The organism is Cupriavidus sp. GW821-FHT07C08 (assembly GCF_059419025.1).
The window spans coordinates 64,834-80,036 of sequence record NZ_JBWKQZ010000035.1; the positions used below are offsets into that span (position 1 = coordinate 64,834).

Below are 15,203 nucleotides of genomic sequence, written 5' to 3' on the forward strand. Positions count from 1 at the left end.
GGACACTAGGCCCGCGCTGCCTCGGTTGCTGCCGCCGTGCGTGTCCGGCTGACCATCAGCGCCAGCAACGCCGCCACCATGCAGGCCGCACCGGCCGCATACAGCGCCGGCGTATACGTCAGCAGCAGCGTACGGCTCATCCCCGCGCCGAACGCCGCCACGGCCGCGCCGATCTGGTGGGCCGCGAAGATCCAGCCGAACACCATCGGCGCGCGCTCGCGCCCGAAGGCGGTGGCCGCCAGCTTGATCGTGGGCGGCACGGTGGCGATCCAGTCCAGGCCGTAGAACATCGCAAAGATCGACAGGCCGTACAGCGTGAAGGTCGAATGCGGCAGCCAGAACAGCGACAGGCCGCGCAGCGCGTAGTACCAGAACAGCAGCTTGCGGCTGTCGTAGCGGTCCGACAGCCAGCCCGACAGGATGGTGCCGACGAAATCGAACGCACCCATCATCGCCAGCGCCGAGGCGGCCGGCACCGGGCTCATGCCGAAGTCGCCGCACAGCGCGATGAAATGGGTCTGGATCAGCCCGTTGGTGCTCAGGCCGCAGATGAAGAAGGTGCTGGCCAGTACCCAGAAGGTCTGGGTACTGGCGGCATCGCGCAGCACCATGAAAGGCCCGCGCAGCGTGAACGGCGTGACGGGTTGTGCGGCGGGCGGCGTGGCTGGAAGGGCCGGGACTTCGCCGAACGCCGCCAGGCCGACATCGGCGGGCCGGTTGCGCATCAGGCCGAACACCAGCGGCGCCAGTGCCGCGCAGGCAGCCAGCACCGGCAGCACTGCCACGCGCCAGCCCATATGCTCGATCAGCCAGGCGGCCACCGGCAGGAAGGCCAGTTGCCCCGTTGCTGCGCTGGCGGTCAGGATGCCGATCACCAGGCCGCGCCGCGCGCTGAACCAGCGGTTGGCGACCACAGCCGCCAGCACCAGCGCGGTCAGTCCGGAGCCGACGCCCAGCATCAGGCCCCAGGCGACAAAGAGCTGCCACAACTCAGTCGACACGGTAGCCAGCGCCATGCCACTGGCAATCAGCGCCAGCGCGGCGCAGACCACGTTGCGCACGCCGAAGCGATCCATCAGCAGCGCCGAGAACGGCGCCATCAGCCCGAACAAAGCAAAGCGAAAGGCCAGGATCGATGAGATCTGGTCGGTGTTCCAACCCATCTCCTGTGTCAGCGGCTTCAGGAACGCACCAGGCAGGCCAAGCGCGGCCGAAGTGGTGAGCATCACCAGGAAGGTCAGGGCGGCGACCAGCCACGAGTAGTGGATGCCGCGCCGGTCGAGCCGGCTGGAAAGGGCTTGCGCGAACATGGGGGTCTCGTTGTCAGGGTCTGGGAGGCGTAGGCAAAGGGCAATGCGAAGCCATCCCCGCTGCGTCTGGCGGCGGGTGTGTTTCAGGCTTGGGAAAACGGAGTTTAGGCGGTGCTGCCCAGCAGTTGGCTCCGCACGGCGTTCAGCATCTCGTCGGAGAGCGGATCGCCGTCGGTGGCACGCGCCAGCGTGAGGGCGCCGACCAGCAGCGCCATGCGCACCAGCGCTTCATCGTGGCGCACCCGCGGGTCATCGGATTCAACGGTCTGTGCCAGGTCGTCCACCATCACGCGCAAGCCTTCCACGTAGGCCTGGCGCACGGGCTTGCCGGCGGGCTCACGGGCCACGTCCACGGCCAGCGCCGAGGCGGCACAGCCCACGCCCGGGTTGGCGCAATGCGCGGCGGTCAGGTAAGGCTCCACCAGGTTGGCCAGCATGGCCTTGCGGTCGCCGTCGGCGCGGGCCAGGCGGCGTTCCCAGCGGGCGGTCGATTCTTCAAACGCGCGCTTGCAGGCCTGCGCGGCCAGCGCGTCCTTGGAGGCGAAGTGGCCATAGAAGCCGCCATGGGTCAGGCCCGCGTCGGCCATTAACTCGGCCACGCTCACGCCATTCAGGCCGCGTTCGCGGAACAGGCGCGACGACGCCTGTTCGATCGCCTCGCGGTTCTTGTCGGTTTGTTCGCGTGATGCGCGTGCCATCTGAAGACCTCTTCGGGATTTCTGCCTTGACCGGAGTTTAGATGATGACCATACTTTATTCAATAGATGATAAGCATCATCTATGAGAAGTCTCCCTTTCGCCGCATTTGTGCCGATATGCTGTCCAGGTGCCGGCTCCCAATCCTCACAGGAGTGATCAGTCATGCAGAACCTATTCGACCTTAACGGCCGCGTTGCCGTCATCACCGGCTCCACGCGCGGCATGGGCCAGGAAATGGCGCGCGCGCTTGGCGGTGCCGGCGCCGCCGTGGTGGTGTCCGGGCGCGATCCAGGCGCGGCGCGCGACGCCGCCAGCCAGCTGGAGGCCGAGGGCATCCGCGCTACCGGCATCGCCTGCGATATCGCCGATGTTGACAGCGTGCGCGCCTTTGCGGAGCAGGCGCTGGCCGCGTACGGGCGCGTCGATGCACTGGTGCTCAATGCCGCCGCGAGCGGCCAGCCCGGGTCGATGCTGAGCCAGGGACCCGAGGTGTTCGATGCTGCCATGTCGGGCAATGTGCGCGGCAACCTGGTGCTGGTGAACGCCCTGGCGCCGCAGATGATCGATCGCCGCGACGGCTCCATCATCTTCATGTCGAGCATTGCCGCCAAGCGTGGCTCTGCCTTCCTGGGGATGTACAGCGTGACCAAGGCCGCCATTGACCAGGCGGTACGCAGCCTGGCGCTGGAGCTGGGGCCGTCCGGCATTAACGTCAACGCAATCAATCCCGGCCCGGTGCGCACCGAGTTCTCCCGCGACGCGCTGTGGGGCGATCCGGAGCGCGAGGCGCGGCTGGCTGCCGGCGTGCCGATGCGGCGCATCGGCGAGGCCAGCGATGTCGCGGGTCTTGCCCTCCTGCTGGCGGCACCGTCCGGGCGCTTTATCAACGGGCAGAGCATCGGCGTGGATGGGGGGCTGTCGGTGCAGTAACCGCGGGAGCGTAGCGCCGGCCAGTGCCCATTGTCATTGGCCGGGCAGGGGGGCGATATGTACATACATATGAACGCGTCTTCAGCACGTTGAAGGGTTTTCCCGTATCGTCTTGACCTGACGATCACCATGCCTTGTGTGCAACCCTTGCACCACCAGTCCCGGCATGGCGGCAACCGGTAAAGACATTGTCCAGCACAGCCCCCCTCCAATCCGCCTCGACCGCGGACGCCGCCATGACTTCGCGCGAGCGCCGCGGCATGGCCGCCATCCTCATCGCCGTCGCCCTTGCCACCCTGGATACCGCGATCGCCAACACGGCGCTGCCGTCGATCGCGGCAGACCTGCGCGCCACGCCGGCCGCGTCGGTGTGGGTGATCAATGCCTACCAGCTGGCCATGGTGTCGACGCTGCTGCCGTTCGCGGCGCTGGGCGGCGTGCTGGGCCACCGGCGCATCTACCTTGGCGGCGTGGTGCTGTTCACCGCCGCCTCCGTGGTGTGCGCGCTGGCGTGGTCGCTGCCGACACTGGCGGCGGCGCGGGTGCTGCAGGGCATCGGCGCGGCGGCCATCATGAGCGTCAACACGGCGCTGATCAGCGCGCTCTTCCCCACGCACCGGCTCGGGCGTGGGCTGGGGTTCAATGCACTGGTGGTAGGCGTGTCGTTCGCGGTGGGCCCCACAGTGGCCTCGGTGATCCTCTCGTTCGGCACGTGGCCGTGGCTGTTTGCCGTTAACCTGCCGATCGGCCTGCTGGCGCTGGCGATCGGGCGCGGTTCGCTGCCGCAGACGCCGCGCAGCACGCACGGCTTCGACCGCGTCGCGGCGGGGCTCAGCGTGGTTGCCTTTGCCGCGCTGGTCCTTGCGCTGGGTGAAGGCGCGCAGCGCGCGCCGCTGCACCTGTCGCTGGCGGCGGCGGGCATCTTCGTGGTGACGTTCGGCCTGCTGCTGTGGCGCGAGCGCGGCCATCCGGCACCGATGCTGCCGGTGGACCTGTTCCGGCGGCCCATGTTCGCGCTGTCGACGCTGACCGCGGTGTGCTCCTTCGCCGCGCAGGGCCTGGCCTTCGTGTCGCTGCCGTTTTACTTCCAGCACGTGCTCGGGCGCGGGCAGGTCGAGACCGGTTTCCTGCTGACCCCATGGTCCGTCGTGGTGGCGCTGATCGGGCCGCTTGCCGGACGGCTGTCTGACCGCTATCCGCCGGCCGTGCTCGGCGGCGTGGGGTTGGCGGTGCTCAGCGCCGGCATGTTGTCGCTGGCCATGCTGCCGGCCGACCCCAGCGCGCTCGATATTGGCATCCGCATGTGCATCTGCGGCGCGGGTTTCGGCTTCTTCCAGTCGCCCAACCTCAAGGCGTTGATGACGAGCGCCCCGCGCGAGCGCAGCGGCGGCGCCAGCGGCGTGGTGGCCACGGCGCGGCTGCTGGGGCAGGCCAGCGGTGCGGCGCTGGTGGCGCTGTGCTTTGGCATCGCTGGCGACCACGGGCCGGGGTTGGCCCTGGCGCTGGGCGCGGGCTTCGCCGGGCTGGCCGCGATCGCGAGCTGGCTGCGGCTGGCAGCGCGCGATCCGTTGGCGGCGGCGTAGCGGCGTGGCCGGGCCGGCAGCAATTCCGGCGCCGGCCTAGAATCGATATTCCCTGTCCGATCCCAGCAAGGAGCAGCACGCATGAGCCATCTGTTCGAACAGCTCGCCATCGGCGACCTCACCCTCGCCAACCGCATCATCATCGCCCCGATGTGCCAGTATTCCGCGCAGGACGGCAATGCGGGCGACTGGCACATGATCCATCTTGGTTCGCTCGCGCTGTCCGGCGCCGGCATGCTGATCGTGGAAGCCACGGCGGTCTCGCCCGAGGGGCGCATCACGCCGCAGGACCTGGGCCTGTATTCCGACGAAAACGAGGCGGCGCTTGGCCGCGTGGTCAAGGCGATGCGCGCGCATTCGCCGATCGCCATTGCGATCCAGCTGGGGCACGCCGGCCGCAAGGCGTCGAGCCAGGCGCCGTGGGATGGCGGGCAGCAGATCGCGCCGGATGCGCCGGGTGGCTGGCATGCGGTGGCGCCTTCCGCGGTACCGCATGGCGTGGAAGAAGTCGCGCCTGTCGCGCTGGATCGTGCCGGCATGGACAAGGTGCGCGATGACTTTGTCGCGGCGGCAAGGCGTGCGGCGCGGCTGGGGCTGGATGGGATCGAGATCCATGCCGCGCACGGCTACCTGCTGCACCAGTTCCTGTCGCCGCTGGCCAACCATCGTGACGATGAATACGGCGGGAGCCTGGAGAACCGCATGCGGTTCCCGATCGAGGTATTCGACGCGGTACGTGAGGCTTTTCCGGCTGAGCGTCCGGTGTGGATGCGTATTTCCGCAACCGACTGGGTGCCGGGCGGATGGGATATCGAAGGAACGGTGGCGTTGTCGAAGGCGCTCAAGGCACGCGGCTGCGCGGCAATTCATGTGACCACCGGCGGCGTGTCGCCGCAGCAGGCGATCAAGCTCGGGCCCGGCTACCAGGTGCCCTACGCGCAGCGCGTGAAGGCCGAGGTCCGCCTGCCGACCATTGCGGTGGGCTTGATCACCGAGCCGGAGCAGGCCGAGGCCATTATCGCCAACCATGAAGCCGACGCGGTGTCGCTGGCCCGCGCCATGCTGTATGACCCGCGCTGGCCCTGGCATGCGGCCGCGCGGCTCGGCGCAAGCGTGCAGGCGCCGAAGCAATACTGGCGGTCGCAGCCGCGCGAACTAAAGGACCTGTTCGCCGATGCGGCTTTCGGGCAGCGCTAGGCTGCCGGTCGAAACAGGAGGGTCCCGCAATGAAACCCCGGATTACGCTGATCACGCTGGGAGTCGATGACCTGCAGCGTGCGGTGCGCTTTTACCGCGACGGCCTGGGCCTGCCCACCGCAGGCATCGTCGGCGAGCAGTTCGAGCACGGCGCCGTGGCCTTCTTCGACTTGCAGGCCGGATTGAAGCTGGCAGTCTGGCCGCGCACCAGTCTTGCGCATGACACCGGACTGCCGGTGACGCCGCGCGCGCAGACGGATTTCTCGCTGGCGCATAACGTCGGCGACAAGGCGGAAGTGGATGCGGTGATGGCCCAGGCGCTGGCGGCGGGCGCCAGCGTGGTCAAGCCGGCGCAGGATACGTTCTGGGGCGGGTACGCCGGTTATTTCCAGGATCCCGACGGGCATCTGTGGGAAATCGCGTGGAATCCCGAGATGCTGCCCGCGGATTGAAACCGGCGCGGTGCGCGCCTTGCGCACGCCTGAATCCCTTGTGTTAAGACATTGCTTTGCGGCGCTGCATCATGACTGGTGCGGTGCCGCAAAGGGATTTCCATGATTGCCACGCTCCGTCGAAGTGGTGACTATCATTTCAACAGACAGCCATAGCATGCTGGCGACGGAGCGCCCCCCACGCATTCCCGCAAGACCCCCGCATCGCGCCCCGTCGGCAGCCCACCGAAGTAAAGCAATAAGAACAATGGCAAGGGAGACATCCATGCAAGTCTATGACAGCCTGCTGTATGTGACTGCGATGGTGCTGGTGTGTTTGTATGTGTATCTGGGCGTGCTATCCCGCAGCACCGCGATCCGGCTGGGTTCCCCGGCGATCGTTGCGGGGCTGGTACTCGCCTATTCGCTGTCCCCGCTGCACTCGGGCGGCTGACGCCGCCGGCCCCCGGCTGTCCGGGGGTGCTGCTTACCTTGCCACGGCCGTCGCCTGACAGTCGGGGTTGGCTTCGCCCTGCGTGGCCGGGTCGCGCAGCAGCGCATCGATCGCTGCCTGCAATTCCTGCGGTACCACCGGCTTGTGCAGCAGCGCGGTGCCGGACGCGTGCGCGGTGCGCAGCCGGTCTGCCGCCGTATCCCCCGTGATGATGATCGCTGGCACGTGCCGGCCCAGCCGCTGGCGGATCGCGTCCAGCGCTTCCTGGCCGGTGCGGTGGCCGCGCAGGCGGTAGTCCGCCAGGATCAGGGCCGGGGTGAAGGACGGCAGCAGCGAGAGCGCTACTTCCTCGGATTCGGCCGTGCGGCACTCGCATTGCCACGCCGCCAGCAGTTCGGACATGGCGGTGCGGATGGCGGCGTCGTCGTCGATCACCAGCACGCGCAGCCCGTCCAGGCTGTGCGGCGCCGGCGGGCGTGGCGCTTCTTCCGGCGTGCCCCATGCCAGCGGCATGTTGAAGCGGAACACCGAGCCGCGCCCGGGCCGTGAGCCCAGCGTCACGCGCGTGCGCATGGTGCGCGCCAGGCCGTCGACAATGGCCAGGCCCAGGCCCAGCCCCTTGCGCTGGTCGCGCTCCGGATTGCCGAGCTGGTGGAATTCCCGAAAGATGTCACGGTGCTGCGCGGCGGGTATGCCGATGCCGGTGTCCCATACCTCGACCACGGCGTGCAGCCGGCGCATGCGGCAGGCCACCAGCACGCCGCCTTGCCGGCTATAGCGGATGGCATTGGCGATCAGGTTGCGCAGCACCAGTTCGACCAGCGTGGGGTCGCCGTAGAGCATGGCGGTGGTATCGCGCGTGCGGTACACCAGCCCGCGTGCGTCGGCCTGTGGCGCGAACTCGTTTTCCAGCTTGTGCAGCAGCGGCTGCAGGCGGAAGGCGCGCGCCTGGGGCGTGATCACGCCCGCCTCCAGCTTGGAGAAATCCAGCAGCGAGTTCAGCATCTCGCGCGCCGCGCCGGAAGAGGCTTCAATATGCGCCACCAGCTGGCGCTGGCGTTCATCCAGCCCGGTGCGCCCGAGCGATACCAGGAACAGTCCCATTGCATGCAGCGGCTGGCGCAGGTCATGGCTGGCGGAGGCCAGGAACACTGACTTGGCCCGGCTGGCGTCTTCGGCCGCATGCTGTGCGGCCTCGGCGCGCGCGGTCTGCTCGCGCAACTGCGAGATCAGCTCCACGTTCTCGAATTGCAGCGCAATCGCGTGCCGCGCCACGCGCGCGTAGTTGCGGGCAAAGACCAGCAGCACGCACAGGTACAGCGGCGTGCCGAGAAACATCGGCAGGTACTCGATATCGCCGGTGGCAAGGAATGTGATCCAGACCGGAACGATCGCAGGCAGGAAGAAACCGATTGCCACCGGCAGGCAGGCCGAGAACACGGCCAGCGCCGCCGCGCTCATGCCGGCGATCAGCGACAACACGCAGATCACCACCGCAGGCTGGCGCACGTCCAGGTACAGCCATGCCACCAGGCCCCACAGCGCGCCGATCAGCGTCAGCATCGCGGTCATGCCGCGCGCGTAGCGCCCCGCGCCGGTTTCGGAGAGCCGTCCCGGCAGCCGCAGCCGGCCGAAATACGCAATCGCACAGGCCAGGGCCATCGCGCACGCCCAGGGCAGGGCGCCGGGCCGGTTGCCGGTCAGGGTCAGGCCCGTCGCCAGGATAAAGGCCGCCAGCGAGCAGCCCAGCATGGCACTGCTGAAGCTCTGGTCGATCAGGGACATCTGCGCGGCCAGCAACCGCGGCTCGTCGTAGCGGGGCAGCCACGGCAGCCGCATGCGTGACGATGCCGCCTGGTCCGCCATCACCGCGCCGCCTGCACCAGGCCGCGGCGTTGGGCTTCAAGGATGGCTTCCAGGCGGCTGACCACGCCAAGATGACTGAGGATGGCCGCGACATGGACGCGCACGGTGTTTTCGGACAGGCCCATATGGTAGGCAATGACCTTGTTCGAGCGGCCGAGCGTGAGCTGGTGCAGCACCTCCAGCTGGCGCGGCGTCAGCGCGCTGGCGGCATAGGGCGCCGGCGGCGGTTGGGTGCCGGCATCGGCATCGCCGGAAAAATGCGTGCCGCCTGCCAGGCAACAGGCGATCGCTTCCTCGATCTCGCGGGCATCGGCGGACTTGGGCAGGAAGCCCGCGATGTCGCGCCGCACCTCGGCCGGGATGATCTCCAGGCCCGACGTGCCTGACACGATCAGGATGCGTGCGGTCGGGAAATGCCGGCGCAGCACCTTGACGCCTTCGATGCCGTTCAGCCCCGGCATCTGGATATCGAGCAGCAGGATGTCCACGGCCGCGCCGCCATGGTCCTGCACCGCCTGCATCACCGAGCCGGCCTCGATGATATGCGCCACGCTGGGGCTGTCGGCCAGCACCAGGCGCAGGCCGGTGCGGAACAAGGTATGGTCGTCGATCAGCAGCAGGCGGGCGCGGGACATTGGCGAAGGGCGGGCAGCGGGCGAAAGCCATTGGACAAGAATCCCGGGCGCTTGTCCATGCACAAAGTGCGTGCGTGCGACTAGTCCGGAAAGATTATTTGCCGCGCGGCGTGGCGATGCGAAGATTCGAGGCGTGGGCAGTTCCGCGACGTGCCTACACCGCTTTTCCTTACCCACTACCACCCGGCGGTGGGTATTTTTTTGCCTGCGGTCGGAGCGGGAAAGAAAAAAGCCGGTGCCGCAGGGCGGCACCGGCTTGCTTCGTGTCCGGGCACGGGGTGCCCGGATTCACGGTTGGCCGCGAGGTTACGGGCGGCCGACCGAGATATCGTAGAACGATCCGTTCACGGCGATACCGAGGGTCAGGCCGGTATTGCCCGGGATCAGCGAAATCATTTCCGATGCATTGCTGGTTGCTGCGCGACGGCGCAGGCCAATGGCCGGGCTGTTCACCTTCCAGACGTCCAGGCGGTTGTCTTCCAGGCGCTTGCGGGTGTAGGTGCCGGTCTGGGCGTCCACCGAGGCGATCGTGGTCGACCACGCCGTCGGGCCGTTCAATACGGGGGCCATGCCGGAGTACAGGATCGAGTCCCAGTACGAGCCGCCCGAGCCCACCGCTGGCAGCGCACGTGCGATCTGCTTGGCGGCGATCATGAAGCCGTCGTCGTGCGTGATGATGACGGTCACCTGGCCATCGGTGCCTTTGAACGCGTAGGCAAACTGGACGCCGAAGCTGTCGGTGATCTTGAAGCTGCCGTCGGCGTTGGCGCTGACCGTCGGCAGTTCATTCGGCAGCCAGGCTTCACAGGTGTCAATGCCGGAGCAGTCCGCCCCCTTGGTCACCTTGCCCGCGGTATCGATGCTGAAGGTCACGCGACGCGGTGCATACGGCGTCGTGTTGTCGTAACGCTCCATGCCGAGGCCGTTCCAGTCGCCGGCCAGGTCGGTCAGCGCAATGGCCTGGGCCGGCACCAGCAGGGTGGGCAATTCCGACAGCGTGCCTGCCGGCGGCAGCACTACGCCCAGGCCCGACTTGGAGACCAGCGCCGTGTTGGTTGTGCTGTTCTCGCCCGGCACCGTGAAGCGGCAGGCATCCGCCGTGACGGCGGTGAAGGGGATCACCTCGGCGCCGATCTGGAGCTTCAGCGCGGCAGCATCGATCTCGCCGGCTTCAGCGGCCGCGGTGCCCAGCCCGACCACATGGTACTTGCCGGTCTTCAACCCGGCACAGCTGGCCGCTGCCGGTTGCAGTACGGTCTGGACCGCCGTCGCGCCGGCATTGGCAGCGACTGCCGAAGAGAGCTCGGCCAGCGTTGTCTTGGACGCCTCCAGCCGATCACCCAGCTGGTCCAGCAGCTTGTCCTGTGCATTGCCGGCGTTGGCGCCGTTGGCGGCCACCAGCGGGTCCTTGACCGGGTCGATGTTGGAGAAGTCGACCACGCCCGTCAGCACCAGGCGCACGGCGCCGATGGCGGCGTTCACGTTGTCGGTGGAGAGCCTGGCCTGTGCGTTCGCGTCGAACTGCTCGAAGAAGGCGTCGGTGTTGCCCTGTGCCAGCGAAGCGGTGACCAGTTCGGTCAGCGGCGTGATGTTCGCCGTCGCGGTGGTGCCGGTGCCGGCTTCGACCACGGAGTGCAGCGTGGTGCCGTCAGGCGCCTTGACGCTGAGTACGCAGGGGCGCGTGGCGCCTGCAATGCTGATGGTGAAGCTGCCGTCCGCCGCGGTGGTGGCGGTGCCGCTGCCCGATGCGCACTTGGCCTGCACGGCGGCATTGCCCAGCGCAGCGCCAACTGCGGCGGTGCCGCTGATCTTGGTCGCGGCAGGCGCCGTCGATTCCCCTCCACCGCCTCCGCATGCCGACAGCACGGCTGCAGCCAGACCCGTCAAAAACAGATGTCTTGTTTTCATCCCTGTATTGCTTTCTTTGGTTTTTGTTATGGCAGGGCGCTGCGGTGTTGGACACCTGGCTCATGCAGGACCCCGCCCACAGGGTGGCTGGCCCGCCCTGCGGGCGCGATTCTGCGGGAAGCGCGCAAATGAAGCCAACCTTCGTTACGGTGGTTGACAAATTCCCCGCGGTGTGACGCGGACGCCGCTAAGTCAGGCGGCTGTCGGCACAAGGCCAGGCCAGGTGGGGGCGGGCACTGTGATGCGGCTGCCAGCCCGGCAATCCTCCACCAGGCGCACCGCATCGATGCCGAACCAGTTCTGCCAGCTGCGCGCCAGCGCGCTGCCGGAACGCAGGCCGGCATGCGCCGCCAGCACGTCCAGCGAGCACACCGGGCCGGCGGCGGCCAGCGCGTGCAGGGCATGGGCGGCGCGTTGCTCGCGCAGCAGCGGGTGCAGGGCCTCGCCTTCGGCGAAGAGCCGGGCGCGCACCTGGCGTGCCGGCACCTGCCATTGCGCGGCCAGGCGCTCGACGTTCCAGTCGGTATCGGGGCGGGAAAAGACCAGGCCGGCGAGGCGGCGCGACCAGGGTCTGTCGCCGGGCTTGCCGGCCAGGCGGGGGCATTCGCTGTCCGGGACGGCGGTCAGGACGATGGCGCAGGGGTGCTGCCACGTGCCGGGCAAGTCGCAGTCGAAGTGGGCAAAGGCGTGGACCACGAACGGGTCGCCGGGCCGCACCTCGCGCCGCGCATTGGCGTCGCGCAGGCTGGCCGTGCCGTGCAGGGCTTGCACGTGCACAGCAAAGGGGAAGCGCAGGCGGGCAAAGCGGACGTGGTGACGGCTGACAAGCGGCATGCGGAAGACAACCCGGAAGCTGAGCGGAGGGGGTGCGGCCGGTAACTGTCGCAGGATTCCACGGGCCGCGCAAGGCCGCGGACATCGTCCGTTCGATCGTTCACGGCGCCCGGTGACGGCGGCGTTACAGCTCGGACAGCCCGAAGTGGCGCAGCCGGGGCAGGTCGGTCACGCGGATGCTCTGGTAGGACAGGTGGACCATGCCGGCATCGGCCAGCCGGCGCAGCGCCTGGTTGACCCGCTGGCGCGACAGCCCGGTCAGCAGGCCGATCTCTTCTTGCGACAGCTCCAGCACGGGGCTGGTGCGCGGATACAGGTCCGGGTGGAACAGCTGCGCGATGGCCTGGGCCACGCGCGCATCGGCGCCCAGCAGGCGGTCGTTCTGCACGGTGGCGATGAACTGGCCCATGCGCTCGTTGAGCTGGCCCACGACAAAGCTGGCGAACGGCAGGCTCTGCGCCAGCAGCATGTTGAACACCGGCTCTGGCACCAGCAGCACCTGCGAGTCGCGGATCGCGATCACGTCATAGCGGCGGTCTTCGCGCTTGATCACGCTGCCTTCGCCGCACCATCCGCCCGCGGGCACGCCGGAGAAGGTGCAGCCGCGCCCGTCGGGGGTGTACACCGCCAGCTTGATCAGGCCGCTGTCCACCCCGATCCAGTGGCGCGAGGGCTCGCCGCGCCGGGCGATAAAGGCGCCCGCGGCAAAGGACTGCAGCAGCGTTTCGCGCGCGGCCAGCGCCTGGTGTTCCGGCGCCAGTGCGCCGAACCAGGCATGGCCGGCAAGGACTGCGGCAGGGGCGGAAATCGGGTCTGCAGGTTCGCTCATGGCATGGACGCGCGGCTCGGGCCGGGTCCCTGTAAGAATCGTGTAAGCCTTGCCTGGCGCGGGTTTGCGGCAGGTTTGTCGTCTGGGCGACAGTGCGCCAGCGTGTGCGATGATAGCCTTGTGCCAGAAAAAGTGACAGCGCCGGATGGCGCGGACAATGGTCACCTCGCCCCGGACATCGCTGCACCCATGCAGCGCATTGACAGCATCACGCGGCCTGTTGCGCGGCCCCGCCGCCAACGCCGCCAGATACGCGGAGACACAAGCAATGCCCACCGATTTCGACAGCGGCCTGGCCCGCAACGCGGCCAACTTCGTGCCGCTTACGCCCATCGACTTCCTGGTCCGCGCCGCCGAGGTGTACGGCGAGCGCCTGGCCATCGTGCACGGCCCGCTGCGCCAGAACTGGCGCGACACCTATGCGCGCGCGCGGCGCCTGGCCAGCGCGCTGGCGCGGGCCGGCATCGGCAAGGGTGATACCGTGGCCGCGCTGCTGCCCAATACGCCGGCCATGGTGGAGGCGCATTTCGGCGTGCCGATGGCGGGTGCCGTGCTCAATGCGCTGAATATCCGCCTCGACGCCGCCAACCTGGTCTTCATGCTGCGCCATGGCGAGGCCCGCGTGCTGCTGGCCGATACCGAGTTTGTCGACCTCGCACGCCAGATGGCGCTGGAGATCCCCGGCCTGAAGGTCATCGCCGTGCATGACGTGCTGGGCCCGCAAGAGGCGCCGTTCGGCGACACCGATTACGAAGCCTTCCTCGCCTCGGGCGACCCGGACTACGCGTGGCACATGCCGGCCGACGAGTGGGAAGCCATCGCGCTGAACTACACCTCGGGCACCACCGGCGACCCCAAGGGCGTGGTCTACCACCACCGCGGCGCGGCCATCAATGCCGTGTCCAATATCCTTGAGTGGGATTTGCCCAAGCACCCGGTCTACCTGTGGACGCTGCCGATGTTCCACTGCAATGGCTGGTGCTTCCCGTGGACCGTTGCGGCGCGCGCGGGCGTCAACGTGTGCCTGCGCAAGTTCGAGCCCAGGCTGGTGTTCGACCTGATGCGTGCAGAGGGCGTGACCCACTACTGCGCCGCGCCGATCGTGCATACCGCGCTGGTCAATGCGCCCGCCGCTTGGCGCGAGGGCGTGCGCGGCCCGGTGCGCGGCATGGTGGCCGGCGCACCGCCGCCGGCCGCGGTGCTGGCGCAGATGGAGGCGATGGGGTTCGATCTGACCCATGTCTATGGCCTGACCGAGGTCTACGGCCCGGCCGCGGTCTGCGCCGAGCAGGATGACTGGAGCACGCTGTCCGAGCAGGACCGCGCCGTCAAGAAGGCGCGCCAGGGCGTGCGCTACCACCTGCAGTCGCAGGTGGCGGTGCTCGATCCCGATTCCATGCAGCCCGTGCCGGCCGATGGCGAGACCATCGGCGAGATCATGTTCCGCGGCAATATCTGCATGAAGGGCTACCTCAAGAACGAGAAGGCCACGCGCGAGGCCTTTGCCGGCGGCTGGTTCCATACCGGCGACCTGGGCGTGTGCATGCCCGACGGCTATATCAAGATCAAGGACCGCAGCAAGGACATCATTATTTCCGGCGGCGAGAACATCTCCAGCGTGGAGGTGGAAGACGCGCTCTACCGGCATCCCGCGGTGCTGGCTGCCGCGGTGGTGGCGCAGCCCGATGCCAAGTGGGGCGAGACCCCATGCGCGTTTGTCGAACTGAAAGACGGTGCCAGCGTCAGCGCGGAAGAACTGATCGCGCATTGCCGCACGCTGCTGGCGGGCTTCAAGGTGCCCAAGGCGGTCTACTTCGGGCCGCTGCCCAAGACCTCGACCGGCAAGATCCAGAAGTTCGAACTGCGCCGCAAGGTGAAGTCGGATTCGGCGATCGACGTTTGATGGGTTGAAGCGCCAGGAGCAAAGCACTAGTGCAGCGCCGCGTCTTCGGCATCGTGCTGGCCGGCGATGTGCGTGTCGATGGCCTCGCGCCCCCAGGCTACGCCCGCGCGCGTGGCGTCGGTGGCGCAGCCAAAGCGCGTCTGCGCGGCCGGGCAGGGCAGCGCCAGCTTGTTGCCGTGATGCCAGATCTCCGCGCGCAGCGTCCACCACCCGTCATGCTGGCCGCCATAGCGCAGCGCCGCGACATGGATGCGGTGGCCGCGGTACGTCACGTTCTGGTCATGCCATCCGCTGGGCATAGGCGTCGGGCGCGCGGGGCAACTCAGCGCGCCCGCATCTCGGCGGGGGTGCCGGGTTTGGGCGGGCGGTGCCAGTCCTGATCGATGTCGGGGAACACTTCACATTCACCCCGCACGATGTTTTCAATGGTGGCGCATACGCATTCGGTGCCGCGCGGCCCCACGCAGACCAGGCTGCGCGGATGGTCGGTGTGCTGCGGGATGGCATAGACGCGCATGCCCTCGCGGAACAGGGGGTGCTTGGCGAGGCGCTCGTTCATCAGTTCAACGAAGCGCTGGGGCGTGACGACCGGCTTATCCATTGCATGCTCCTGCGGCCTTGCCC

At 68.2% G+C, this 15,203-nt stretch carries 15 protein-coding genes; 6 read left to right on the top strand and 9 right to left on the bottom strand.

Features of this window, described 5'->3' with window-relative positions:
* Positions 1-5 precede the first annotated feature (5 nt).
* Both AC07UK_RS32540 and AC07UK_RS32545 read right to left on the bottom strand, forming a co-directional pair.
* The gene (locus AC07UK_RS32540) at positions 6-1,310 is read right to left on the bottom strand and encodes an MFS transporter (RefSeq protein WP_436223574.1); all 1,305 of its coding nucleotides are present in this window, start codon (positions 1,308-1,310) and stop codon (positions 6-8) included.
* 104 nt (positions 1,311-1,414) lie between these two features.
* Positions 1,415-2,008 (bottom strand): TetR/AcrR family transcriptional regulator, encoded by a 594-nt coding sequence (locus AC07UK_RS32545; protein WP_436223573.1) that lies wholly within the window; start codon positions 2,006-2,008, stop codon positions 1,415-1,417.
* Positions 2,009-2,171: 163 nt separating this feature from the next.
* Between AC07UK_RS32545 and AC07UK_RS32550 the strand changes: the two genes are divergently transcribed.
* From AC07UK_RS32550 to AC07UK_RS32570, 5 genes are all read left to right on the top strand, one after another.
* Entirely contained in the window at positions 2,172-2,939 is a 768-nt protein-coding gene (locus AC07UK_RS32550) for an SDR family NAD(P)-dependent oxidoreductase (RefSeq protein ID WP_436223572.1), read from the top strand.
* Positions 2,940-3,175: 236 nt separating this feature from the next.
* Complete coding sequence (locus AC07UK_RS32555) at positions 3,176-4,522, top strand: MFS transporter (protein ID WP_436223571.1); 1,347 nt, start codon at positions 3,176-3,178, stop codon at positions 4,520-4,522.
* An 81-nt stretch (positions 4,523-4,603) separates the two neighbouring features.
* Positions 4,604-5,719 carry an NADH:flavin oxidoreductase/NADH oxidase gene (locus tag AC07UK_RS32560; protein WP_436223570.1) on the top strand — a complete coding sequence of 372 codons (1,116 nt, stop codon included), beginning with the start codon at positions 4,604-4,606 and terminating at the stop codon, positions 5,717-5,719.
* A 29-nt stretch (positions 5,720-5,748) separates the two neighbouring features.
* Positions 5,749-6,171: a VOC family protein gene (locus tag AC07UK_RS32565; RefSeq protein ID WP_013952771.1), complete on the top strand. Its 423-nt coding sequence runs from the start codon at positions 5,749-5,751 to the stop codon at positions 6,169-6,171.
* Between the two features lie 265 nt (positions 6,172-6,436).
* On the top strand, positions 6,437-6,604 hold the full coding sequence (locus AC07UK_RS32570; protein WP_010812488.1) for a hypothetical protein: 168 nt from the start codon (positions 6,437-6,439) through the stop codon (positions 6,602-6,604).
* 33 nt (positions 6,605-6,637) lie between these two features.
* Here AC07UK_RS32570 and AC07UK_RS32575 read toward each other — a convergent pair whose 3' ends face one another.
* From AC07UK_RS32575 to AC07UK_RS32595, 5 genes are all read right to left on the bottom strand, one after another.
* Complete coding sequence (locus AC07UK_RS32575; RefSeq protein WP_494687336.1) at positions 6,638-8,470, bottom strand: ATP-binding response regulator; 1,833 nt, start codon at positions 8,468-8,470, stop codon at positions 6,638-6,640.
* On the bottom strand, positions 8,470-9,105 hold the full coding sequence (locus tag AC07UK_RS32580; RefSeq protein ID WP_436223568.1) for a response regulator: 636 nt from the start codon (positions 9,103-9,105) through the stop codon (positions 8,470-8,472). The genes AC07UK_RS32575 and AC07UK_RS32580 overlap by 1 nt, the downstream gene beginning before the upstream one ends.
* A 306-nt stretch (positions 9,106-9,411) precedes the next feature.
* A complete protein-coding gene (locus tag AC07UK_RS32585) occupies positions 9,412-11,013 on the bottom strand; it encodes a hypothetical protein (protein ID WP_494687337.1) in 1,602 nt (533 codons plus the stop codon).
* Positions 11,014-11,205: 192 nt separating this feature from the next.
* Complete coding sequence (locus AC07UK_RS32590; protein WP_436223566.1) at positions 11,206-11,847, bottom strand: AraC family transcriptional regulator; 642 nt, start codon at positions 11,845-11,847, stop codon at positions 11,206-11,208.
* Between the two features lie 124 nt (positions 11,848-11,971).
* A complete protein-coding gene (locus AC07UK_RS32595) occupies positions 11,972-12,676 on the bottom strand; it encodes a Crp/Fnr family transcriptional regulator (protein ID WP_436223565.1) in 705 nt (234 codons plus the stop codon).
* Between the two features lie 268 nt (positions 12,677-12,944).
* Between AC07UK_RS32595 and AC07UK_RS32600 the strand changes: the two genes are divergently transcribed.
* Entirely contained in the window at positions 12,945-14,579 is a 1,635-nt protein-coding gene (locus AC07UK_RS32600; RefSeq protein ID WP_436223564.1) for an acyl-CoA synthetase, read from the top strand.
* Between the two features lie 26 nt (positions 14,580-14,605).
* On the opposite strand, the gene AC07UK_RS32605 is transcribed toward AC07UK_RS32600, so the two are convergent.
* Positions 14,606-14,878, bottom strand: a complete 273-nt coding sequence (locus AC07UK_RS32605) for a DUF6566 family protein (protein WP_211981222.1) — start codon at positions 14,876-14,878, stop codon at positions 14,606-14,608.
* Positions 14,879-14,901: 23 nt separating this feature from the next.
* Positions 14,902-15,180, bottom strand: a complete 279-nt coding sequence (locus AC07UK_RS32610) for a hypothetical protein (RefSeq protein ID WP_013952779.1) — start codon at positions 15,178-15,180, stop codon at positions 14,902-14,904.
* Positions 15,181-15,203 lie beyond the last annotated feature (23 nt).